Genomic DNA, 22,474 nt, shown 5'->3' with positions numbered 1-22,474 from the left:
GGCTTCCGCGACTTTCACGGCAAGGAGAGAAACATGTACACCGCAACACCAGGTCAGGATGACCCCTACGTCATTCGCACCGATCACGATGGCATCGCCACGCTGACACTGAATCGCCCGCAGCAGTTCAACGCCTTGTCGCAGGCCATGATTGCTGCCTTGCAGGCACACCTGGATGCCATTGCGCAGGATCCTGCGGTGCGCGTCGTGGTCATCGCTGCTGCCGGCAAGGCTTTTTGTGCCGGACACGATCTCAAGGAGATGCGCACCAACCACCACAAGGCGTTCATGCAGGATCTGTTCCGGCGCTGCGGCAAGATGATGATGACCCTGACGCAGATCCCGCAACCGGTGATCGCGCGCGTACATGGCATCGCCACGGCCGCCGGTTGTCAGCTGGTGTCGATGTGCGACCTGGCGGTTGCGGTCGATGGTGCGCGCTTTGCCACCTCCGGCATCAATGTTGGCCTGTTCTGCGCGACTCCGGGGGTGGGACTGTCGCGCAACCTCGGTCGCAAACAGGCGCTCGAGATGCTGCTCACCGGCGATTTCATCGATGCCCGGACAGCCTTGCAGCAAGGCCTGCTGAATCGTGTGGTCGCCGTCGATGCGCTCGATGCCGAGATCGATCAACTCGCCCGATCGATCGCCGCCAAGTCTTCGGTGGCCATCGGCATGGGCAAGCAGATGTTCTACAAGCAACTCGAAATGGGGCTGGACGCCGCCTACCAGTACGCCTCAGAAGTCATGGCCTGCAACATGATGACCGACGATGCCGGGGAAGGTATCGACGCTTTCATCGGCAAGCGCAAGGCCGAGTGGAAGGGCCGGTAAATCTGCCCGGCGCGTCACCTGGCGTGCCCTTGGCGTCGCGCCGGGGCGCTCAGACAATCGCTAGCTGATCGTGTCCTGCCGCCTTGGCCTTGTGCAGCGCCTCGGTGGCGCGCTTCAGAAGATCGTCAATCGACCGGTCAGTGGGACTGGCCTGGCTCGCCCCGACGCTGACGGTGAACTGGACGGTGCCGTTGTCGCTCGGGATCGATATTCTGGCGATTGCCGCGCGCACTCGCTCGGCAATCGGGATGGCTTCATTGACCTCGGTATTGGGCAGCAGAAGCGCGAATTCCCCGCCACCGAGTCTGCCCAGGAGGTCCATGTCACGCAGGTCCTTTTTTGCCGCATGGGCGAACTCGATCAGGACCTGATCGCCGACGACATGGCCATAACCATCATTGATCCGCTGGAAGAAATCGATGTCCAGCAGCAGAAAGCTCAGCGGCGACCGATAGCGATGCGCGCGGTTGAGTTCATGGTTGAGCGTGTCGATGAGGTGCTTGCGGCTGCTGATACCCGTAAGCTGGTCGGTGGTCGTCAGTTGCTGCAACTGGCCATCCTGATTCGCCAGCGCCTGTAGCAGACGCAGCGATCGGTAGGCGACCACGGCCAGCGGTACCGTCACCCCCAGGGCCAGCAGAAAGACCCACAGCGTCTGCCGCAGCCAGGGGGTGAGCACCTCGTCGTAGTCCGCTGAAACCATGATCAGCAGGGGAAAGTCGTGCATTGACGAATAACTGACCAATTCCTTCGCCTGGTTCGCCCCGTCGTCAAGCAACACGAAAGCACGAGGCTGCTGCCTCAGGTGCTGGGTAAACAGCCTGCTGTTGGCAAGGGACTGGCCCAGGCGTGGCGTATCGTCAGGGGCTCTGGCAAGAACCGTGCCGTCGAGCCTGAGCAGAGTGATCGCGCCGCCGGGCTGGTGGCGTTGCTCGTCATAGGTTCTGGTCAGCGTTGGCAGATCGATTACGGCGAGCAATAGCTGGATGCCGTGCGCAGGGCGATGCAGCGCTAATGCGATGGGCAAGCCATAATGGCCGCGCAGGGGATTGAGCGTGGGAGCGCCGATGAACAGACCGGGGCTGGCCAGAGCGTCCTTCAAAAAGTGGCTGCCAGCGGCATTTTCCAGCGGCCTGCGGCTGCTCTCCAGGACGTCGAATGCCTCGCCATCGGCCGCCAGCAGAAGAATGTCGATGGACTGGGCGGTTCTGCTCCGGAAACCCTCGACCAACTTTCGGAAGGCAGCGTTGCTGCGCGGATCCCGAGCGGGGTTCGTTTGCAGCCAGTGCTCACAGGTGGCGAGGAAGGTATCGGCCAGACGAAACTGCTGCCGCGTTTCCTCTTCGAGCGCATGGTTCAGGCGTTGCAGAAGCTCGCCGGTGCTGGCGATGCTGGCATCCCGAGCCGAAACCGCCGAGACGATGACCGTCGTCCAGAGTGCGCCGAGCAAGAGCAGCGTCAATACGACCACCGTCCGCGGGTTTGCCCACGCTTCCAGATGCCTGATGGGTTGTGTCACCATGCCGTCTGCCTGTCTCGCTTCCGATTGATCAAGCATGTTATGACGCCATCCGTGGCAAAGTCAAAAGTTCTCCGGCAAGCGATCGGCTCAGTGTGATTTGTGCAAGGGCTCGCTCTGATCATCATCCGATGTCGTTTCTTCCCCTTGCACGTCAATGACCCCAGTAAATAATTCGATGGCCGTGCGGGCGACCTGGTCAGTGTCGTAATAGGCATACGCGCCGGCGCCAATCGCTCCGATGACCGGGATCCAGCGCGAAATTCCCTTGCCGATCACCCGCTGGGTGATGTGCATGCCGATCTTCAGGGCTACCGACTGGGTTTCGGGACGCGAGGCGAGGTGGACGACATGGCGATTGCCGATCTGGGCGACCAGATCGCGAACGGCTTGTGGATCGGTATGCCGGAACAGGCAATAGAGCATCTCTTCACGGTTCAACTCGGCCGTTTTCCCATAGCAAGCAGCGATATCCGCGACCATCTGCGTCTGGAGTTTCCACAGCGAACGAAGTTCGGGAAGGAGGGTAAGCCAGCCGAGTGGGCCAGGCGGCAGCGTCAGGCTGCCGGCAGTCACGGCAGCCTGTCGGGCGGCCGTTCGGGCGATCGCACGGGCGCGCCCTGCCGGTTTCTGTCTTCGGCATTCGTTGCTGGCCGGCGTCTGGCCGACATAATCCAGAATCGCTTCGGCGATTCTTCGACTGGCCCGAAGGCTTGATTGGCGTCCTGCGAAGCGTTTATCTGACATGGTGAGCGTGTGTTGGCTATGGTTAATGTGAAAGTGGCGTCAGCGACTCACGAATCCTGCCCTGAGCCATGACCGTTAGAGAGGCGTGTCGGGAGGTGCAGGAATGTCATCCTCGTGCCTGGCCGCCCGGCGCCAGATACTGGCGAGCCAGGGCTGTTGCGCGCGCGGCAGGCCGGTTGGGCGGTAATAGTGCTCGAGTTCGACGAAGCCCGCATCCAGCAGCCAGCGGCGCCAGGCTGCGAGGTCGTGGAAAACCCCATAGCGTCCGTCATTCCAGCCTTCCTGGTTATCCCCGCGAGGGTTTGAGCAGAACAGAACGCCGTCCGGCTTGAGGGTGGCATGCAGTTGTCGCAGAACGCGCAGCAACTCCCGGCTCGGAACATGAAACAGCGAGGCATTGGCAAATATCCCGTCGAAATGCTCCGGCGGGAGATCGAGATTCAGGAAATTCTGTTCCCAGACCGTGCAGGCAGTGTCTCTTCGTGCCATCTCGACGAAGTTCGCGGCTCCGTCCAGCCCTACGGCCAGATGGCCGAGGCGGGTAAAGGCCTTGAGATCCCGGCCGGGGCCACAGCCGAAGTCGAGAATCGTGAAGGGCGGCTGGCCACGGAGGTGGCGCAGCAGCGCGGCGATGTTCTGACTCACGTCGTGGTTGCGCGTGCCCTCGCGAAAGTCTTCGGCACGTTGCTGGTAATGGGCGAGCGTCTGGGCAGTGATTTGTTCTGGAGTGGTGTTGGGTAATGGCATGGTCGTGGTCGGTCACTGAACGGGTCTGCGCAGGATTGTCCTGGAAGCGATGGTAAACCATTGCTGGCGAATCTTTGATGTTGAGTTGCAAATCGTCTGCGGATGTGCCAATCTCGCCCACTCGGCATATCAGGTTCCGATTCCTGCTGGACTGATTCTGCCTTCGCCAGCTTTGCCAATGACTATCCGATTCCAATCAGACACCTCTTTTTTGCATGTATGACGACCCGCTGCAGGCTCGCCAGAGCCTTCGCCGCATTCGCCGTATGCGGGAATCCGAGGCGGGGGTAGCCACGCAATTGCGGCGCATTGTCCTGCGTATCGTATGGGCGGGTATCGCGGTGTTGGCGTTGACCGTTGTCGGGATACTCGGCTTCTATCAGATTGCCGGAGCCAACGGGAACTGGTCCGATGCGGTGTACATGACCCTGATCAGCATCTCGACGGTGGGTTATGGCGAGATTATCCCTCTCCATTCGCTTCAGGATCGCCTTTTTGCTGGTTTCATTGCCATTGCTGGCCTGGGCGCACTGACCTTTTTGTTTACCAGCCTGTCAGTGTTCTTCCTCGAGAAGGATCTGGATTATTCCCTGCGGAGACGACGAATGGAAAAAAGCATTCATAAGCTACGGCAGCATTTCATCATTTGCGGTTTCGGGCGGGTCGGCCGCAGCGTCGGCCGAGAATTGCAGAATACCGGTCGACATTTCGTCACCATCGACATCGAAGAGGCGCGTTTCGAGGAAAACCTCGACAAGTTTCCCGCGCTGCTCTATCTGCACGGCGATGCCTCCGACGATGATCTGATGGAAGCGGCAGATATCGAGGATGCCCGCGGCCTGTTTGCCGTCACCGGCGACGATTCGCGCAATCTGATGATCATCATTACTGCCAGGCAGCTCAATCCCCGCTTGCGCATCGTGGCGCGCGCCCAGGAACTGCGAAATGTCGAGAAAATGCGCAAGGCGGGCGCCGACGCGGTGATCTCGCCGGATTTCACCGGCGGCATTCGACTGGCATCAGCGATGGTCAGACCGCACGTCGTCGGCTTCCTCGACGAGATGATCCGGTCGGACAAGAACGTGCGTGTCGAAGAGGTGCCGGTGCCCGCCAATTTCCCGCAGACCCGTATCGGCGACCTGCGTCTGCGCAGCCCGGACTATATTTTGCTGGCGGTACGCGAGCAGGATGGCGCCTGGATATTCAATCCCAAAGTGGATGACCTCGTTCAGGCCGGCAGTATCATCATCGCCCTGGCCAATCCTTCGGGACGCGCGCAACTCAAGGCGCATCTGATCGAAAAGATGTCCTAGTTTCCTACCGCATGAGGGTTTGCGATGGCCACCGAAACCGAAATCAAGTTGTCCCTGTCGGCGCGTGCCGCGAGTGCCTTGGCGAAGCAAGCCATGCTGAGCAACATCGAGCGACAGCGGCAACTGCTGATCAATACCTATTACGATACGCAGGACAAGCGCCTGCGGCGCGAGCGGATGGTCGTTCGCCACCGCCAGAAGGGCCGGCAGTGGCTGTTGACCGTCAAGACCGCGCCGATGCTCACCGCCGGACTGGCGCAGCGTAGCGAGTGGGAGGTTCCCAGCCGGCCCGGAGAGTTCGATTTTTCGCATATCGATGGCGGCGTTCGCGACCTGCTCGAATCGCTGCGTGATGACCTCCAACCAGCCTTCACGACCCACTTCATGCGCGATACCTGGCTGCTGGAACCGCACGCGGGGGTGCGCATCGAGCTGGCGCTAGACCGCGGCTGGATCGAGGCGCGAGGGCAACGCCAGACGATTCGTGAGATCGAGCTGGAACTGCTCGCTGGCGAGGTCGGCGATCTGTTCGAACTGGTGGCCGAGTTGCAGGCCAGCCTGCCGCTGCACCCGGAGAGCAGCAGCAAATCCGAACGTGCTTACCGTCTGTTGGCCGACCTGCCGCTGACAGCGGTGAAGGCCTTGCCGGTACCGACCGAAGCCGCAATGTCGCGCATCGGGGCCTTCCGCCTGATCGCGCTGTCCTGTCTGAACCACCTGCAAAACAACGAAGCCGGTGTTTGCCGGAGCGACGACCCCGAGTTCGTTCACCAGGCGCGCGTCGCCATTCGCCGGCTGCGTTCGGCGATCCGCCTCTGGCAGCCATTGCTGCCAGAGGCTTTCGTTGCCCGCTTCGATCCGCTCTGGCACGATCTGGCGAGCAAACTGGGTGATACCCGCAACTGGGATGTCTTTCTCGCGGAAACCTTGCCCGCACTCGCCGACGCGCCGTCGGGCAGAATCGAGGTCGAGCGGCTGTTGCGCCATGCCCGGAGACGTGGCGCGAACAGTCGCAAGGCCAGTAGAAGCGCACTCAGATCGACAGCTTATTCGCGCCTGCTGATCGACTTCAGTGCCGCTGTTCTGGCCCTGCCGGACGACGCCGCCGGGTCACTCGGTGGCTTCGTTCCGCGTTGCCTCGACAAGCGTGCCAAGCGTGTCAAGGAGCGCGCCGTGGCTGCGCTGGGAGACGACGATGTGGCTCGTCACAGTCTGCGGGTAGCGTTCAAGCAACTGCGCTACGCGGTGGAGTTCTTTACCCCGATCCTGGCCGGCCCGGTACTGGTGAACTACCACCAGTCAGCCAGTGGCCTGCAGGACTTGCTCGGGCGTCTCAACGACCTGGCGGTGGCTTCGCAACTGGTTGCCGAGGCGCAAGCCGGCAGCAAAGACCAGGGGATTGCAGTCTGGCTGGCAGCCCAGACCGATTCGCTACTGCCCGAGTTGGCCAGTCTGTTGAAGGACTTTCAGCAACAGCCGTTGCCGTGGAAAGCATTGTGAACGAATCATCGGCGCCTGCGGAAGGCGGCGCGCTGCCTGGTTGACGTCACTCTTTTCGGGCGCAAGCACCGACGAGGGGCATGTGCGACGATACCTGGCATGTTTCAAGACTTCGTCATTGCAGCGCCGGTAACGACGATCGCATGCAATGCCCGTCTCGCCCGCTTGGTGCAATATTGCCGATTCTTCGGCAGATCATGGTATATTGCCGGTCTGCGTCTTTCGGATCGGAGCCCCGCCCATGAATCCTGCGTCTATTTTCAAGTACCTGCAGTCGGGTTTGCCGCTGATCACTACCCTCAGAGAGTACCGGATCGCCTGGCTGAGCAAGGATGCGATCGCCGGGCTTTCCGCCTGTATCGTGTCGATTCCGTCGGTGATCGCCTATGCCGAACTGGTGCATCTGCCGGCGATTACCGGTCTGTACGCGGCGCTGGCTGCGGCCGTCGGCTACGCCCTGTTTGCCAGTTCGCGGCACGTCATCGCCGGGCCGGACGCCGCCATCGGCCTGCTCGCCGGTTCAGCAATCCTGCCTCTGGCGGCCGGTGATCCGTCGCGCATCGTCACCCTGGCGGCTGTGCTCAGCATACTGTCGGGTGCCGTGTTGCTGCTCGCGGCGCGCCTGAAACTGGGCGTCATTGCTGACCTGCTGTCGCGCCCGGTGCTGATCGGCTATCTGAACGGCGCGTCACTGGTCTTGATCGCCACGCAGCTTGGGAAGATGTTTCGCATCAAGACCGAGGGAGAGGAGTTTTTCGAACTGGTGTACACCGTGATCGGGAAACTTCCGGAGACGCACCTGATGACTTTCCTCTTCGGTCTCTGTCTGGTTGGCTTCCTGCTTGCCCTGACTCGCTGGGCGCCGCGCGTGCCGGGCGCGCTGGCAGTCTGTGCAGTCGCGATCGTGGTGAGCTTCGTTCTCGACCTCGGCAGCTACGGCGTGGCGCTGGTCGGAGAGGTGCCTTCGGGAGTGCCGAGCCTGACGATTCCGCATCTACAGTGGGGTGATATCTCGGCTCTGGCCCCTGCGGCAGTGGCGATTGCCTTCCTCGCGTTTTCAGACGGCATTCTTCTGGCACAGACCTTTGCCGAAAAAAATGGTTATGAGATACGCCCGAATCGTGAACTCGTGGCGCTTGGCTCGTCAAACATTCTTGCCGGCTTGTGGCAGGGTTTCCCGGTTTCCGCCAGCCAGTCACGCACCTCGATCGTCGATTCGGCCGGTGGCAAGTCGCAGGTGGCGCAGTTGGTGGTAGCGCTGGGCTTGCTGTTGTTCCTGCTTTTTCTGACCGGCTTGATCGCCTTGCTGCCGAAAGTGGCGCTGGGTGCGATCCTGATCGTTACCGCCATGGGAATGCTGGAAGTGGCGTCGCTGTCGGGTCTGTACAAGGTCGATCGGGTCGAGTTCGCCATCGCCATGGGTGTGACCCTGGCAATCCTGATCGCCGGGGTGGTGCCGGGGATCATTCTCGGCCTGCTGTTGTCGCTGATCTCGGTTCTCGTGGAAGTCTCGCGTCCCGGCGACGCGGTCCTTCGCAGGCGCCTCGACGACGGCAGGTTTCATGATTGTCGCGATGATGAAGCGGCGGAGAGCGTCCCCGGCCTGCTGGTCTATCGGCTCTACGCACCGTTGAACTTTGCCAATGCGCGGCATGTGATGACGCGCATCCGGACGCTGGTCGACGAGGCTGATCCGCCGGTAAAGTGGCTGGTGATCGACGCCCAGGCACTGCATGACATGGACGTCACCGCAGCGCAGCGCTTTGCGGAATTGCATCGCGAACTTGCCGAGGAGGGCGTGGACGTCAAGATTGCCGATGCGCCGCGGCCATTTCTCGAAGAACTGGCCAAGGTTGGACTTTCCGAAGAGATTGGCCGGCAGGATTTCTTTGTTTCGGTCAAGAAGGCTGCCGAGGCCTTCGACCAGTACTATGCGGTCAGGGATACGAAATCGCACGTTGTTTCGTAAGCGCGCCGCTACGTACAGTGCGACGCTTCGCTGGCCAGTTGGCCGCGGTCGAAGCGTCCAGGCAACAGGTGCCTCAGCCGGCTCGACCGGGCAGCACCTGGCGCAGCAGTCCGGCAGCGCTGCGGATCATCTTCTCGGTGGTCTCCCAGTCCACGCAGGCGTCGGTGACCGAACAGCCGTATTTGAGCTGCGAGAGGTCTTCCGGGATCGACTGATTGCCGGCGACGAGATTCGATTCGATCATCATCCCGACCAGCGACTGGTTGCCGAGGCGGACCTGGTTGACTGCGTCGGCCATCACCAGCGGCTGCCACTCATGCTTCTTGTAGCTGTTGGCATGCGAGCAGTCGACCACGATATTGATGGGCAGACCCGCCTTGCGCAGCGCCTGCTCGGCGATCTGCACACTCACCGTGTCGTAATTCGGTCGCCCGTCGCCACCACGCAGGACCAGGTGACCGTAACGGTTGCCATGCGTGCGAACGATCGCTGTTCGCCCCTGGCCGTTGATGCCCAGGAAGCTGTGCGGCCGTGCCGCCGAGAGGATGGCGTTGACGGCAATGCCGATGTCGCCGTTGGTGCCGTTCTTGAAGCCGACCGGGGTGGACAGACCTGATGATATTTCCCGATGCGTCTGCGATTCGGTGGTGCGAGCGCCGATTGCCGTCCAGGAGATCAGGTCGCCTAGATATTGCGGCGCGATCGGGTCGAGCGCCTCGGTGCCGGCGGGCAGGCCGAGTTCGGCAAGCTCGAGCAGAAAGGTTCTGGCCTTCTGCATGCCCTGATCGACATGGAAGGAATCGTCCATGTCCGGGTCATTGATGTAGCCTTTCCAGCCGGTTGTCGTGCGCGGCTTTTCGAAATAGACGCGCATCACCAGGTAGAGCGTCTCGCTGACCTCGTCGGCGAGAGTCTTCAGGCGTTGCGCATAGTCGATTCCAGCTACGGGATCATGGATCGAGCACGGGCCGACGACGACAAAAAGGCGCGGGTCGCTGCGGTCGAGGATGTTGCGCAAGACTTCGCGGCCGCGCATGACCAGGCGGGCGGCGCTGGCCGAGAGCGGCAGTTGGGCGTGGATTTCCTCCGGCGAAGGCATGGGGTCGAAGGCGCTGACGTTGATGTTGTCGATGTCGAGGGTAGTCATGGTTTTGCCTGCGTGCTTAGTTGGTGAATGATGTCCTTGACCGCAGCAACGCGGTCACCAAGGCTTGCGCAGTGGCGTTTGAGGATCAGTTTGTCCTGTCCAGCCAGCCGATAGTTCCGGTCCTTCTGGATCAGATGGATGATGCGCATCGGGTCGATCGGCGGCTGGGCTTCAAACTGCACGACGATCTGCTCGGCGTTGGCGTCGAGCTTGCAGATCCCGAGCGGCTTGCAGAGCAGGCGCAGCCGGTGGCTGTCGAGCAGGGCACGAGCCTGCGGCGGCAACGCTCCGAAGCGATCGACCAGCTCTTCCTGCAGATCGTCCAGAGCGTCTGCGGCCTCGCAGTCGGCGAGGCGCTTGTACAGCGTCAGCCTTTCGTGGACGTCGGGAGCATAGTCGTCGGGGAGCAGGGCGGGCGTATGCAGCTTGATCTCGGTGGCGATCGTCAGTGCTTGCATCAGGTCCGGCTCCTTGCCCAGTTTGAGCGCCGCGACAGCGCGCTTGAGCATCTCGGTGAACAGGTTGAAGCCGACTTCCTGCATCTCTCCCGACTGGTTGGCGCCGAGCACTTCGCCGGCACCACGGATTTCGAGGTCGTGCATGGCGAGGTAGAAACCGGCACCGAGTTCGTCCATCATCTGGATCGCCTCCAGGCGCTGCCTGGCCTGCTTGTTGAGCGCTGCCTCATCGTGCGTCAGCAGGTAGGCGTAGGCCTGATGGTGCGAGCGTCCGACCCGGCCGCGCAACTGATGCAACTGGGCGAGACCGAATTTCTCGGCCCGGTTAATGATGATGGTATTGGCGTGCGGGTTGTCGATGCCGGTTTCGATGATCGTCGTGCACAACAGCAGGTTGACCCGTTGTTGCGTGAAGTCGCGCATCACCCTTTCCAGTTCACGTTCCTTCATCTGGCCGTGGCCGACGACGATGCGTGCTTCGGGCAACAGCTTGCCGAGCTTGTCGCGCATGTTCTCGATGGTGTCGACTTCGTTGTGCAGGAAATAGACCTGACCACCGCGCTTGAATTCTCGCAGGAGTGCTTCACGGATGACCCCGTCAGAAAAACGGCTGACGAAGGTCTTGATCGCCAGGCGTTTCTGCGGTGCGGTGGCGATCACCGAAAAGTCGCGCAGGCCTTCCAGCGACATCGCGAGCGTGCGCGGGATCGGCGTCGCGGTCAGGGTCAGCACATCGACCTCGGCGCGCAGCGCTTTCAGCGCTTCCTTCTGGCGGACGCCAAAGCGGTGTTCCTCATCGATGATCACCAGCCCGAGACGGCTGAAGCGCACGTCTTTCTGCAGCAGCCTATGTGTTCCGATGACGATGTCGAGCCGGCCGTCAGCCAGCTCCTGGAGGGCTTGCGCCGCCTCTTTGCTGGTCTTGAAACGAGAGAGTTCGGCGATTCTGACCGGCCAGTCGGCAAAGCGGTCGCTGAAAGTCTGGAAATGCTGTTCGCAGAGCAGGGTGGTCGGGCAGAGGACGGCAACCTGCCGGCCACCGGCCACCGCGCAGAAAGCGGCGCGCAAGGCAACCTCGGTCTTGCCGAAGCCGACGTCACCACAGACCAGGCGGTCCATCGGCCGACCGGATTGCATGTCTTCGATCACTGCAGCGATGGCAGTGGCCTGATCTGGCGTTTCTTCAAAACCGAAACCATCAGCGAAAGCGTCATAGTCATGGGTCGTGAACTCGCAAGCGTGACCCTGCCTGGCCGCCCGCAGGGCATAGAGAGCGAGCAGCTCGGCGGCGGTGTCGCGTGCCTGCAAGGCGGCACGGCGTTTGGCTTTTTCCCATTGTGGAGAGCCGAGCGCATGCAATGGTGCCGTGTCCGGGTCGGATCCCGAGTAGCGCGCGATGACGTGTAGCTGCGATACGGGAACATAGAGCCTGGCATCTTCGGCATAGTGCAGTTCGAGGAACTCCATCTCGCCTTCGCCCAGATCGAGGTGGACCAGGCCCTGATAGCGTCCGATGCCATGTTGCTCATGCACGACCGGCGATCCCACCTTGAGTTCGGTGAGATCCCGCAGCCAGTTGTCGACCGATGCCTTGCGCTGCGCCACATGGCGAGCGCGCCGCGACGGACTGTCGGCGTAGAGTTCGGCTTCGGTGACGATCGCCAGTTGGGCGAGCTGGAAGCCGTCATGCAGCGGGCCAACCGCCAGCGACAAGCGGCTGTCGGTCGCCAGGAAGTCGCTGAAACCGGCGCTCGCCTGTGGTTTCAGGCCGTATGCCGAGAACAGTCCGGATAAGGTTTCACGGCGCCCTGCGGTTTCCGCGAGCAACAGCACACGGCCGGGGAAGGCGGCGAGAAAGGCCTGTAGACGACCGAGCGGGTTGTCAGCGCGGCGGTCGATGGCCAGCGCAGGCAGGCCGCGTGCCGGCCCCTCATGGCCGGCCTTCAAGTCGATTCGGGCATAGGCCTTGGCGGCCACGAAGAACGGTTCTTCGGCCAGGAAAAGATCGGCTGGTGGCAGCAGCGGGCGGCTACGGTCGCCCGAAAGCATGCTGTAGCGCGACTGTGCCTCGTGCCAGAAGTCCCGAATCGCTGCCGGCACCGTGCTGTACAGGCAAAGCACGGTGTGGCGCGGCAGGTAGTCGAAAAGGGTGGCCGTTTCCTCGAAGAAAAGGGGTAGCCAGTACTCGATGCCGGCCGCCGCGATGCCATTCGAGACGTCCTTGTAGATCCCCGAGCGACCGGGGTCGCCTTCGAAAATCTCCCGAAAGCGCTGGCGGAAACGGGTGCGAGCTGTTTCGTCGAGCGGAAACTCGCGTGCCGGCAGCAGGCGAACTTCGGGTACGGGATAGAGGGTGCGCTGGTTGTCGACGTCGAAAGTCTTGATGCTTTCGATCTCGTTGTCGAAGAGATCGAGGCGGAAAGGCAGTGGCGAGCCCATCGGGAAGAGATCGACGAGACCACCACGGATCGAGTACTCGCCCGGTGCCACGACCTGTGTGACATGCGCGTAACCCGCCAGGGTCATCTGGGCGCGGAACTGCCCGGCGTCGAGCTTCTCGCCCTGCTTGAGGAAGAAGGTATAGGCCGCCAGATAGGCTGGCGGTGCGAGGCGGTAGATGGCGGTACCGGCGGGTACCAGCAGCACGTCACACTCGCCACGCAGGGCCGCATAGAGCGTTGCCAGTCGTTCGGAAACCAGATCGTGGTGTGGCGAGAAGCTGTCGTAGGGTAGAGTTTCCCAGTCCGGCAGCAGGCGTACGCGCAGATTGGCAGCGAACCAGGGGATTTCCTGCAGCAGGCGCTGCGCGTTGCCGGCATTGGCGGTGAACACCGCCAGCATGCGCCGCTCGCTGCCAGTACTCGCTTCCGAAGCTGCCTGGGCGATCAGGAGGGCGTCAGCAGAGCCCGCAGAATACTGAAGCCTTTCGCCGATTTCGGGTAAGGGTGATCGGGGAAGCGGAAATGACAAGGATTGCGACTCGACTGCGGAAATGGGTTGATCTGCCCACGCCAAGGCTGAGCAGCGAAAAAGCGGAATTATAGTCGATCAGGCCTGCCCTCCGGCAGCGTTGACCGACTATTGCACTCGTCTGCAGCAGCCGTGGCCAGGCGCGCACGGATGTGGGGTGTCGCCTGGCCTTGGCCTGACGCGCGTCAGAGGTCTGGCGCTTCGAGTTTCGCGCAGAGCGCACCGAAGAACTGCGACGCGCCACTGCGAATCGAGTAATCGGCAAGGTCCGACAAGGGCGTCGGGTGCGGATTGACTTCCACCACCACGGCACCGGCTTGTTTCGCCCACAGCGGCAGGCGGGCGGCAGGTTGCACGGTGAATGAGGTGCCGACACAGAAAAATACGTCGGCATTGAGACTGGAGATCTCGGCAGCGGCAAAGACGGCTTCATCGAGCATTTCACCGAACATCACCAGATCGGGTCGAACCGGTGCGCCGCAAACCGGGCAGGCATACGGTTCCAGGGAGCTTTGATCCCAGCTTGCGACAAATCCGCAGTGCCGGTGGCAACGTACACGGTGGATGGTGCCATGCACTTCCAGGACGTTCTGGTTCCCGGCGCGTGCGTGATAGCCATCGATATTCTGGGTAATCACGGTGAATTGCTGTGCTGAACAGATTTCGTCCAGACGGGCGATCGCGTGATGGCCGGCATTCGGATGCCGTTCATCGACCAGGTTCCGCAGTTGCAGCAGCCAGCTCCAGGCACGTTGCGGATTGCGCAGAAATCCTTCAATGCTGGCGACTTCGTCCGGGTCGACGTTGTTCCACAGGCCGGTTGCCCCATCGCGGAACGTTGGAATGCCACTATCGGCGGAAAGCCCTGCGCCCGAAAATACGACGACTTCGCTCGTCTCGCGCAGGAGCGAAGCGATGGATCCCAGATTCTGCATGATCATCTCCTTCGTGAATGTTTGCAGTGATTGTCGCATGTTCAGCAGAGCGACGTAATCGCGGCCACTGAAGCACGACTGGCACCGCCACCGGGCCTGGTTCGTTGTATAAATGCCACACAATGCCAGACCAATGCTTGAAGCAAATCAAGTTTGTATGCTTAAATCTCCTGACTGCGCAAAAATCGCATCGCGTTACACGCATTCGGACCTAACAGAGATTAATCGAGGAGGAACATCTTGAAATCGAAAATCATTACTACCCTGCTGGCCTCTATCGGCCTCTTTGCGGCGGCTGGCTCCGTGCAAGCCCAAACCGCTCTTGATCGCGTCTACGTGATCGACCAACGTGGTGAAGTCGTGGTCAGCGGTACCGGCCTTTGCTGGCGCACCGGCTTCTGGACCCCGGCTGCGGCCGCCAAGGACCCGGCCGGCTGCAAGTGCGACAAGGATCTGCTGCCGAAGGAAGTCTGCGAGCCGGCGGTCGTCAAGGCTGCTCCTGGCGCCGCACCGATGACTACCAAGCCCTCGGCCGACAAGATCACGGTTGCTGCCGATGCGCTGTTTGACTTCGACAAGGCGACCTTGCGTCCGGAAGGCAAGGCCAAACTGGACGAAGTGGTTGCCAAGTCCAAGGCGATCAAGCTGGAGCTGATCACTGCCACCGGTCATACCGACCGCTTCGGTTCCGATGCCTACAACCAGAAACTCTCCGAGAAGCGCGCTGCCGCGGTCAAGGCCTACCTGGTCAGCAAGGGGATCGCAGCCAACCTCGTGATCACCGCAGGCAAGGGCAAGACGAATCCGGTCACCAAGCCCGATCAGTGCCCGGGTCCGAAGAGCAAGAAGACCATCGCCTGCCTGCAGCCTGACCGTCGTGTCGATATCGAAGTCATCGGCAACAAGTAATCCAGGCGAAATGCCTCCGAAAACCCCGCCTTGGCGGGGTTTTTTTTAGGTTTCGCGAATGCCTGCTCAATGACCATGCCCTTGCCGCCAGTCGACCTGGCCATCGAGGCGCGCTGGATCGTTCCCGTTGATCCGGCCGATCTGGTTCTCGAAAATCACGCAGTGGTCGTCAATCACGGCCGCATCATCGACCTCCTCCCGCAGATCGAGGTGGCGGAGCGCTTTTCGCCACGCGAGCGCAAGCGCCTGGATCAGCACGTGCTGATTCCGGGACTCGTCAATTTGCATACCCATGCCGCAATGAGCTTGCTGCGCGGTCTCGCCGACGATCTGCCGCTGATGCAGTGGCTGCAGAATCACGTCTGGCCAGCCGAGGCGCAGCATGTTTCGGCACAGTTTGTCCATGACGGTACCCTGCTTGCCTGTGCCGAGATGTTGCGTGGCGGCATCACCTGTTTCAACGATATGTATTTTTTCCCGAGGGCTGCTGCCGAGGCGGCGATCGCTTCGGGAATGCGCGCTGCGATCGGCCTGATCACCGTCGACTTTCCGAGCAACTATGCAGCGGATGCGGATGACTATCTTGCCAAAGGGCTGGCCGTCCGGGACCAGTTGCTGGGGGAGCCGCTGCTGTCTTTCTGCCTTGCCCCGCATGCGCCCTATACCGTCGGCGAACGGAGCTTTGCCAGGGTGCTGACGCTGGCCGAACAGATCGAACTGCCAATCCATCTCCATTTGCATGAAACTGTCCAGGAAATAGACGGAAGTCTGCAACGCTTCGGGATGCGCCCGATCGAACGTCTCTGCCGCCTCGGTCTGCTGAGTCCGGCCCTGATCGCCGTGCACGCAGTGCACCTGGACACTCACGAGATCGAACTACTGGCGCAGCACGGGTGTTCCGTAGCGCACTGTCCCAGTTCCAATCTGAAGCTTGCCAGCGGCATTGCTCCGATCACGGAGCTGTCTGCCAAAGGCGTCAACATTGGTCTGGGTACGGATGGTGCGGCGAGCAACAACCGCCTCGACCTCTTTCAGGAGATGCGCCTGGCAGCCCTGCTCGCCAAGGAACAAGGCGGGCGCGCCGACGCCATCAATGCCCATCGGGTCCTGTATATGGCGACCCTTGGCGGCGCTCGCGCGCTCGGTCTCGACGCGTGTATTGGCTCGATCAGCCGCGGCAAGGCGGCCGACTTGTGTGCCGTCCGGCTCGACGATATCGCCCTGGTTCCCTGTTACGATCCGGTTTCACACCTCAGTTACGCGGTAGGCCGTGAGCATGTTTCCGATGTCTGGGTGGGCGGTCGAATGCGTGTTGAAAACGGGCAACTAATTGAAAACAACGAAACCGAATTGATAAAACTGGCCCTCTTGTGGCAAAATAAAATTCGTCCGTGATGAGTTCCGTCAACAACGAGGCATAAACAGGCCATGCGGACCAATCCCGCAGGCTCAACTAACGAGGGATACCTAGATGAACAGAACTGCAAAACACTCCATGATGGCCTTGCTTGCCGCTGCCACTGTCGGCTTCGGCGCCTCTCTCGCTCAAGCACAGACTTCGATTCCTCTGGACCGGGTGTACGTGATCGATCAACGCGGTGAAGTCGTGATGAGTGGCGCCGGCCTATGCTGGCGCACCGGATTCTGGACCCCGGCTGCGGCAGCCAACGATCCGGCCGGTTGCAAGTGCGACAAGGATCTGCTGCCGAAGGAAGTCTGCGAGCCCAAGGTGGCGGTGGCCGCACCTGGTGCAGCAGCGGCGGCGGTGGCCAAGCCGTCAGGCGACAAGATCACCGTTGCTGCCGACGCGCTGTTCGACTTCGACAAGGCGACGCTGCGTCCCGAAGGCAAGGCCAAACTGGACGAAGTGGTCGCCAAGTCCAAGGCCATCAAGCTCGAAGTGATCATTGCCGTCGGCCATACCGACCGCTTTGGTTCCGACGCCTACAACCAGAAATTGTCCGAGAAGCGCGCTGCTGCGGTCAAGACCTATCTGGTCAGCAAGGGAATCGAAGCCAACCGTGTCTACACCGAGGGCAAGGGCAAGAAGAATCCGGTCACCAAGCCTGATCAGTGCCCTGGCGCCAAGAGCAAGAAGACCATCGCCTGCCTGCAGCCTGACCGTCGTGTAGATATCGAACTCATCGGTACCAAGTAATCTGCTCGTGTTTACCGCAAGCCCTGCTTCGGCAGGGCTTTTACGTTATGGATATCCGAGACACCATGATCAACGCCGACCAGAGCGAACTCGAGAAATTCAGCCAGCTTGCACATCGCTGGTGGGATCCGGGCAGCGATTTCAAGCCGCTGCACGACATCAATCCGCTGCGCCTGAACTGGATCGACGACCAGTGCCAACTCGCCGGCAAGAGTGTTCTCGACGTCGGTTGTGGCGGTGGCTTGCTTTCCGAAGGGATGTGCGAAAGAGGCGCAAAGGTGACCGGCATCGATCTCTCGGAGAGGGCGCTGAGCGTGGCCCGCCTGCACCTGCTCGAAAGCGGGCAGGTGGTTGACTATCGCAAGGTCGCGGCCGAAGAACTGGCTGCTCAGGAGGGCGGCCGCTACGATGTCGTCACCTGCATGGAGATGCTCGAACACGTTCCCGATCCGGCCAGTACGATTGCCGCCTGTGCTGCGCTGGCCAAGCCTGGTGGACACGTGTTCTTTTCGACCATCAACCGCAATCCGAAGGCCTATCTGTTGGCGGTCATCGGCGCCGAATATCTGCTTCGCATGCTACCCAGGGGTACTCACGATTACGCCAGGTTCATCAAACCCTCGGAACTCCTGCGCTGGGCCAGAAGTGTCGGCCTCGATGCGCTTGACCTTCGCGGGATGACCTACAATCCCTTGACGGGGAGGTATGCTCTTGGACGCGACAGCGACGTCAATTACCTGCTGCACACCGTGAAGAATGTTTGAAGCGGTCCTGTTCGACCTGGACGGGACCTTTGCCGATACGGCTCCGGATCTGGCAGCAGCACTCAACCGCTTGCGTTCCGATCTCGACCTGGCGCCGGTTCCGGCGGGCCAATTGCGTCCCTTCACTTCGCAGGGGGTCCGGGGCATGCTGAAGGCGGGGCTGGGCATGCAACCGGGTGATCCGATCTATGCGGAGTTCCATGATCGCTTCCTGCGCTATTACAGCCAGGATATCTGCGTCGAGACGACGCTTTTCCCCGGTATTGACGAACTGCTTGGCTGCTTTGAGCGCCGCGGCTCGCCGTGGGGAATCATCACCAACAAGGCACAACGCTTCACCCTGCCGCTGCTGGACCAATTGGGTTACGCCAAACGTGCAGCCTGCGTGGTCAGTGGCGACTCTGCGCGGCGTGCCAAGCCCGCAGCCCAGCCGATGCAGCTGGCTTGCGCGCTGATTGCCAGGGATCCCGCGCACTGCCTCTACGTCGGCGATGACTTGCGGGACATTCAGGCCGGTCGAGCCGTCGGCATGGCCACCGTGGCGGTGCGCTATGGCTATCTTGGCGATGGCGACCCGATCGAAGCCTGGGGTGCCGATCATCTCGTCGATGATGCTCGGGAGATCGCCGCGCTGGCCGGCATCCACTGATCCGTGTCGCCGCGGTCGTGATGCGTTACAGTGTACGTATGCCACGAACAGCCTTGATCCTTTTCGCCCATGGCGCACGAGACCCGGAATGGGCCGAACCGATGCGCCGCGTCTGTGCGGCGGTGCGCGAACAGGCGCCCGAACTGCAGGTTGAGCTGGCCTTCCTCGAGTTCATCCCACCCGATTTGCGCAGCTGTGCCGAATCCCTCATCGCCGAATGCTGCGAACGTATCCTGGTCGTGCCGATGTTTATCGCTCGCGGCGGGCATCTGAAGCGCGATGTGCCGCTGCTGCTCGAAGAACTGCGGCAGCGTCATCCGCAAACATGCTTTGAACTTGCGGCGGCGATTGGCGAGGCCGAGCCCATCGTACAGGCGATGGCCAGGCATGCACTGACGCTCGTCAGCGACTAGCTCGATCGCGCGTTGCCGTGATGCGCAAACGAGCTTGCGGATTTTCGGACGAGGCCGATGCCTCCTGACATCAGCTTGTCGCCGATCGGTTATCTGGCGACACCGTTTCGGGACCGCTTCGGCATTCCTCGTCAGCCACGTCTGGCACCGCATGCGCGCGGTCAGCTGCGCCTGCTGCGTCCCTATGATCGGGAGGAAGCGGTGCGCGGCCTGGAGGACTTTTCGCATGTCTGGCTCAGTTTTGTCTTCCACCACAGCAAAGGGGCATGGCATCCGACGGTTCGACCGCCGCGACTGGGCGGCAATCGACGCGTTGGCGTATTCGCCAGCCGCAGTCCTTTTCGCCCGAACCCTCTGGGACTGTCGCTGGTCGAACTGCTGTCCATCGATACGCGTGCCGGTGTCGTACTGACTTTTGGTGGCGTAGACCTGCTTGACGGTACCCCGGTCCTCGACATCAAGCCGTACCTTCCCTTTGTCGAGAGCGAACCGGCGGCACGCGGCGGTTTTATCGATGGTCCTCCGTTGCAACTGGCGGTCGATTTCAGTGCACAGGCAGCGCTGCAGCTGTGCCTGCATGCGCCTCGCTGGCCAGACCTTGCTGCACTGCTTCGCGAGGTGCTGGCGCAGGATCCGCGTCCCGCCTATGCGAACGATCCGCTGCGACGTTATGGCTTTCGTCTTTACGATCTGGAAGTCAAATGGCGTTGCACGGGGATGAGGGCTGTCGTTGAAGAAATTGTGCCGGCTGTTGTCGATTGATTGCTAAGCCCGTGGGAGAAGCTAGCCCCGGTCAACGACCAGGCCTGCGGGCGGGCGATTTTCGTCCAGGGGACGACTGCGGTCGAGGTCCTTGGTGTTGCGGTAACACGCAGGTCACGGCGCCAGGCGTTCGCGAATCCATTGCTGATCGCTGTTCAGCCGGTAGCGCAGACGGTCGTGCAGACGGCTTTTTCTGCCCTGCCAGAACTCCCAGGTATCGGGACGCAGCCGGTAGCCGCCCCAATGAGGTGGACGCGGCGGCTGCAGCAGGAACTTCGCGCCATAGCGGGCAGCGTTGCCGACGAGTACGCTGCGGCCGGCAATGACCTGGCTCTGCGGACTCGCCCAGGCGCCGATGCGGGAATCGAGTGGTCGGCTGGCGAAGTAGGCATCGCTTTCGGCGGCACTCACTTTTTCGACGCAGCCCTCGATGCGCACGACCCGTTCCAGGTCGACCCAATGAAACTGCAGTGCTGCCCAGGGGTTGGCAGCGAGTTCGCGACCCTTGCGACTGTCGTAGTTGGTGAACCAGGTGATGCCATTTTCGTCGTAGCCCTTGATCAGCACCACGCGTGTGGACGGGCGCAGGCTGCTGTCTACCGTCGCCAGGGTCATGGCGTTGGGTTCGGGGACTTGTGCGCTGATCGCCTCGCTGATCCATTTCTCGAACTGCCTGAGGGGGTCGGCGTGTGAAGCGTCCTCGCTGAGTTCGGCGCGTTCGTAGCTTTTGCGGAGGTCGGCGAGCTTGGTCATCTTGTGTACGAGGATGAAAGAGGTGGAGCCGGCAGGGCTGGAACATGCAGTGCCTGATTATCGTCGATGCGCTACCCCTGCAGCCAGTCCTTGCGCAGGGAGTTGCGTTTTCGCTGCAACTGCAGCTGGTGGCGATCCTTGGCCGGCGCGCCGAGTTGAACCGCGAATTCCATCAGTTCGTCGCGTCGAAAGGCGTGCATGTGGACCGTTTCGCCGGCTTGACGGCGGCTCAACAGGCGATCGAGGGTCGATGGCGTGACTCGCAAGCCATCGATCGCCAGCAGCAGGTCGCCTGCCGACAATCCGGCGACCTGCGCCGGGCTGCCTTCGTATACCGTCGTCAACCGGACCTCGCTGCCGTCGCTGCCAGTTTTCACGCCGAGCGACGGGGTGGTGGAGTTTGCCGAACGCTTCAGCCGGATGCCAAAGGGTTGCAGCAGCCGCGCCAGGTCCACATCGGTCGTGCCATGTACGGCTTCGGCAAAAAAGTGCTCGAGGTCGAGGCCGGACAGTTCTTCGGCGAGCATCCGGATGTCCTCGTCGCCAATGCCGCAGCGCTGCTCACCCTGGCCATGGCGTTGCCAGAGCGCGCGCATCACGTCATCCAGTGAAATCCGGTTGCTCGTCTCGGCGCGCAGCTTCAGGTCGAGTGCCAGCGCCACCAGCGATCCCTTGGTGTAGTAGCTGACCACCGCATTCGGAGTGTTCTCGTCCGGCCGGTAGTATTTCGTCCAGGCGTCGAAACTCGATTCGGCAAGCGTCTGCCGCTGCCGACCGGGGTTGTTGTGGACCTTGTCGATCGTCCTGGCGACCAGCGCCAGCCAGTCCTTCAACTGGATCAATCCGCAGCGTAGCAGCGCCAGGTCGTCGTAGTACGAGGTGAAACCCTCGAAGGCCCAGAGCAGGGTGGTGTAGTTCTCGGCATCGAGATTGTAGGACGAGAATGCCGCAGGCTGGATGCGCTTGACGTTCCATGCGTGGAAATACTCGTGGCTGCACAGGCCGAGAAAGCTGCGGTAGCGCTCCGGTGTGCCGCGCATGCCAGAGTAGGGCAGATCGTCGCGGGCGCAGAGCAGCGCCGTCGAGGCACGGTGCTCTAGTCCGCCATACGCATCGTCGACGGCAGTGACCAGGAAAACGTAGTGCGGCATCGGTGCCGGTTCGCCGAAGAAGCGGATTTGCCATTCACAGATGCGCTGCAGGTCGGCGGTCAGGCGCGCCAGGTCGCAGTCATGGCGCCCGCTGATGGCGATCTCGTGCGGAACACCGCAGGCCGTGAATGTGGCCAGCGTAAAGGTGCCCATTTCGACCGGGTGATCGATCAGTTCGTCATAGTTGGCGGCTCGGTAGAGGCCGAAAGTGTGTTGCCGGGCAGTCTGGTCGCATGCCGGAGTGAGCGCGGTGGCGACACGCCACGCTTCGAAGTGCCTGCCGATCGGCCGCTGGATATCGACCAGACACGGCGAATGTTCGTGACCGAGGGCGCGCAGGAATACGCTGCTGCCATTGAAAAAAGCGTGTGTCTGGTCGACATGCGCAGCGCGTACCGAGAGATCCCAGGCGTAAACCTCGCAGATGACGGTGAGCGCCATATCCTTGCCGACCGGTGCAGCCTGCCAGCTGTGTTTGTCGATCTTGCTGAGCGGTACCACTTTGCCAGCAGTCTCGGCACGAATCGCGACGATGTGGCGCGCGAAGTCACGAATCAGGTAACTGCCGGGAATCCACGCCGGCAGCGCGAAACGCTGCCCAGCCGGGTCGGGTGCGGGAAGCGTGCAGCGCACTTCAAGCAGATGCGCTGCAGGCTTGCTCGGACGGATGCTGTAGCAGATATGCGCAGGCCTCATCGCTTGCCTCTGTGGGTCTGGTCAGGGTGTTTGCCGGAATGGTACGGCTTGCGTGCACTGCCATGCGCAATCGTCAGCCG

General features: G+C 61.6%; 19 protein-coding genes. 11 read left to right on the top strand and 8 right to left on the bottom strand.

The features are described 5' to 3' along the window. The first annotated feature begins 33 nt into the window (after nt 1-33). Complete coding sequence (locus V5B59_RS13520) at nt 34-834, top strand: enoyl-CoA hydratase (protein ID WP_034917044.1); 801 nt, start codon at nt 34-36, stop codon at nt 832-834. 49 nt (nt 835-883) lie between these two features. Here V5B59_RS13520 and V5B59_RS13515 read toward each other — a convergent pair whose 3' ends face one another. The 3 genes from V5B59_RS13515 to V5B59_RS13505 form a co-directional block, all read right to left on the bottom strand. After that, entirely contained in the window at nt 884-2,392 is a 1,509-nt protein-coding gene (locus tag V5B59_RS13515; RefSeq protein WP_169069171.1) for a sensor domain-containing diguanylate cyclase, read from the bottom strand. A 51-nt stretch (nt 2,393-2,443) separates the two neighbouring features. Then, on the bottom strand, nt 2,444-3,100 hold the full coding sequence (locus tag V5B59_RS13510) for an EcsC family protein (RefSeq protein ID WP_169069170.1): 657 nt from the start codon (nt 3,098-3,100) through the stop codon (nt 2,444-2,446). 75 nt (nt 3,101-3,175) lie between these two features. Then, entirely contained in the window at nt 3,176-3,847 is a 672-nt protein-coding gene (locus V5B59_RS13505) for a class I SAM-dependent methyltransferase (protein ID WP_169069169.1), read from the bottom strand. A 266-nt stretch (nt 3,848-4,113) separates the two neighbouring features. Here V5B59_RS13505 and V5B59_RS13500 point away from each other — a divergent pair, with 266 nt between their 5' ends. The 3 genes from V5B59_RS13500 to V5B59_RS13490 all read left to right on the top strand — a co-directional run bounded on the left by V5B59_RS13500 (nt 4,114) and on the right by V5B59_RS13490 (nt 8,629). Further along, on the top strand, nt 4,114-5,160 hold the full coding sequence (locus tag V5B59_RS13500; protein WP_169069314.1) for a potassium channel family protein: 1,047 nt from the start codon (nt 4,114-4,116) through the stop codon (nt 5,158-5,160). Between the two features lie 24 nt (nt 5,161-5,184). Then, the gene (locus tag V5B59_RS13495; protein WP_169069168.1) at nt 5,185-6,660 is read left to right on the top strand and encodes a CYTH and CHAD domain-containing protein; all 1,476 of its coding nucleotides are present in this window, start codon (nt 5,185-5,187) and stop codon (nt 6,658-6,660) included. A gap of 241 nt (nt 6,661-6,901) precedes the next feature. Continuing rightward, nucleotides 6,902-8,629, top strand: a complete 1,728-nt coding sequence (locus tag V5B59_RS13490; RefSeq protein ID WP_034917049.1) for a SulP family inorganic anion transporter — start codon at nt 6,902-6,904, stop codon at nt 8,627-8,629. A gap of 73 nt (nt 8,630-8,702) precedes the next feature. Here V5B59_RS13490 and V5B59_RS13485 read toward each other — a convergent pair whose 3' ends face one another. From V5B59_RS13485 to V5B59_RS13475, 3 genes are all read right to left on the bottom strand, one after another. Then, the gene (locus V5B59_RS13485) at nt 8,703-9,776 is read right to left on the bottom strand and encodes a 3-deoxy-7-phosphoheptulonate synthase (RefSeq protein ID WP_034917042.1); all 1,074 of its coding nucleotides are present in this window, start codon (nt 9,774-9,776) and stop codon (nt 8,703-8,705) included. Then, complete coding sequence (gene mfd / locus V5B59_RS13480; RefSeq protein ID WP_211203281.1) at nt 9,773-13,249, bottom strand: transcription-repair coupling factor; 3,477 nt, start codon at nt 13,247-13,249, stop codon at nt 9,773-9,775. Before mfd ends, V5B59_RS13485 begins: the two co-directional genes overlap by 4 nt. Before the next feature lie 140 nt (nt 13,250-13,389). After that, on the bottom strand, nt 13,390-14,139 hold the full coding sequence (locus tag V5B59_RS13475) for an SIR2 family NAD-dependent protein deacylase (protein ID WP_034918224.1): 750 nt from the start codon (nt 14,137-14,139) through the stop codon (nt 13,390-13,392). Between the two features lie 240 nt (nt 14,140-14,379). Between V5B59_RS13475 and V5B59_RS13470 the strand changes: the two genes are divergently transcribed. The 7 genes from V5B59_RS13470 to tsaA all read left to right on the top strand — a co-directional run bounded on the left by V5B59_RS13470 (nt 14,380) and on the right by tsaA (nt 19,794). Further along, nucleotides 14,380-15,048: an OmpA family protein gene (locus V5B59_RS13470; RefSeq protein WP_169069167.1), complete on the top strand. Its 669-nt coding sequence runs from the start codon at nt 14,380-14,382 to the stop codon at nt 15,046-15,048. A gap of 69 nt (nt 15,049-15,117) precedes the next feature. Then, nucleotides 15,118-16,443 carry a TRZ/ATZ family hydrolase gene (locus tag V5B59_RS13465; protein WP_248594639.1) on the top strand — a complete coding sequence of 442 codons (1,326 nt, stop codon included), beginning with the start codon at nt 15,118-15,120 and terminating at the stop codon, nt 16,441-16,443. A gap of 76 nt (nt 16,444-16,519) precedes the next feature. Next, complete coding sequence (locus tag V5B59_RS13460) at nt 16,520-17,206, top strand: OmpA family protein (protein WP_169069166.1); 687 nt, start codon at nt 16,520-16,522, stop codon at nt 17,204-17,206. 65 nt (nt 17,207-17,271) lie between these two features. Further along, nucleotides 17,272-17,970 carry a bifunctional 2-polyprenyl-6-hydroxyphenol methylase/3-demethylubiquinol 3-O-methyltransferase UbiG gene (gene ubiG / locus V5B59_RS13455; protein WP_034910910.1) on the top strand — a complete coding sequence of 233 codons (699 nt, stop codon included), beginning with the start codon at nt 17,272-17,274 and terminating at the stop codon, nt 17,968-17,970. Continuing rightward, complete coding sequence (locus V5B59_RS13450) at nt 17,963-18,619, top strand: HAD-IA family hydrolase (protein WP_034910909.1); 657 nt, start codon at nt 17,963-17,965, stop codon at nt 18,617-18,619. The genes ubiG and V5B59_RS13450 overlap by 8 nt, the downstream gene beginning before the upstream one ends. Nucleotides 18,620-18,657: 38 nt before the next feature. After that, nucleotides 18,658-19,032 carry a sirohydrochlorin chelatase gene (locus tag V5B59_RS13445; protein WP_034910907.1) on the top strand — a complete coding sequence of 125 codons (375 nt, stop codon included), beginning with the start codon at nt 18,658-18,660 and terminating at the stop codon, nt 19,030-19,032. A gap of 57 nt (nt 19,033-19,089) precedes the next feature. After that, nucleotides 19,090-19,794 (top strand): tRNA (N6-threonylcarbamoyladenosine(37)-N6)-methyltransferase TrmO, encoded by a 705-nt coding sequence (tsaA, locus tag V5B59_RS13440; RefSeq protein ID WP_169069165.1) that lies wholly within the window; start codon nt 19,090-19,092, stop codon nt 19,792-19,794. A gap of 114 nt (nt 19,795-19,908) precedes the next feature. On the opposite strand, the gene pdxH is transcribed toward tsaA, so the two are convergent. Then, on the bottom strand, nt 19,909-20,547 hold the full coding sequence (gene pdxH / locus V5B59_RS13435) for a pyridoxamine 5'-phosphate oxidase (protein ID WP_169069164.1): 639 nt from the start codon (nt 20,545-20,547) through the stop codon (nt 19,909-19,911). Nucleotides 20,548-20,618: 71 nt separating this feature from the next. Beyond that, entirely contained in the window at nt 20,619-22,394 is a 1,776-nt protein-coding gene (locus V5B59_RS13430; protein WP_169069163.1) for a M61 family metallopeptidase, read from the bottom strand. Nucleotides 22,395-22,474 lie beyond the last annotated feature (80 nt).

The sequence above is a fragment of the Candidatus Accumulibacter contiguus genome, assembly GCF_036625285.1.
In the GTDB taxonomy this organism is placed as follows: domain Bacteria; phylum Pseudomonadota; class Gammaproteobacteria; order Burkholderiales; family Rhodocyclaceae; genus Accumulibacter; species Accumulibacter contiguus.
This window is presented reverse-complemented; position numbering and strand designations above follow the sequence as displayed.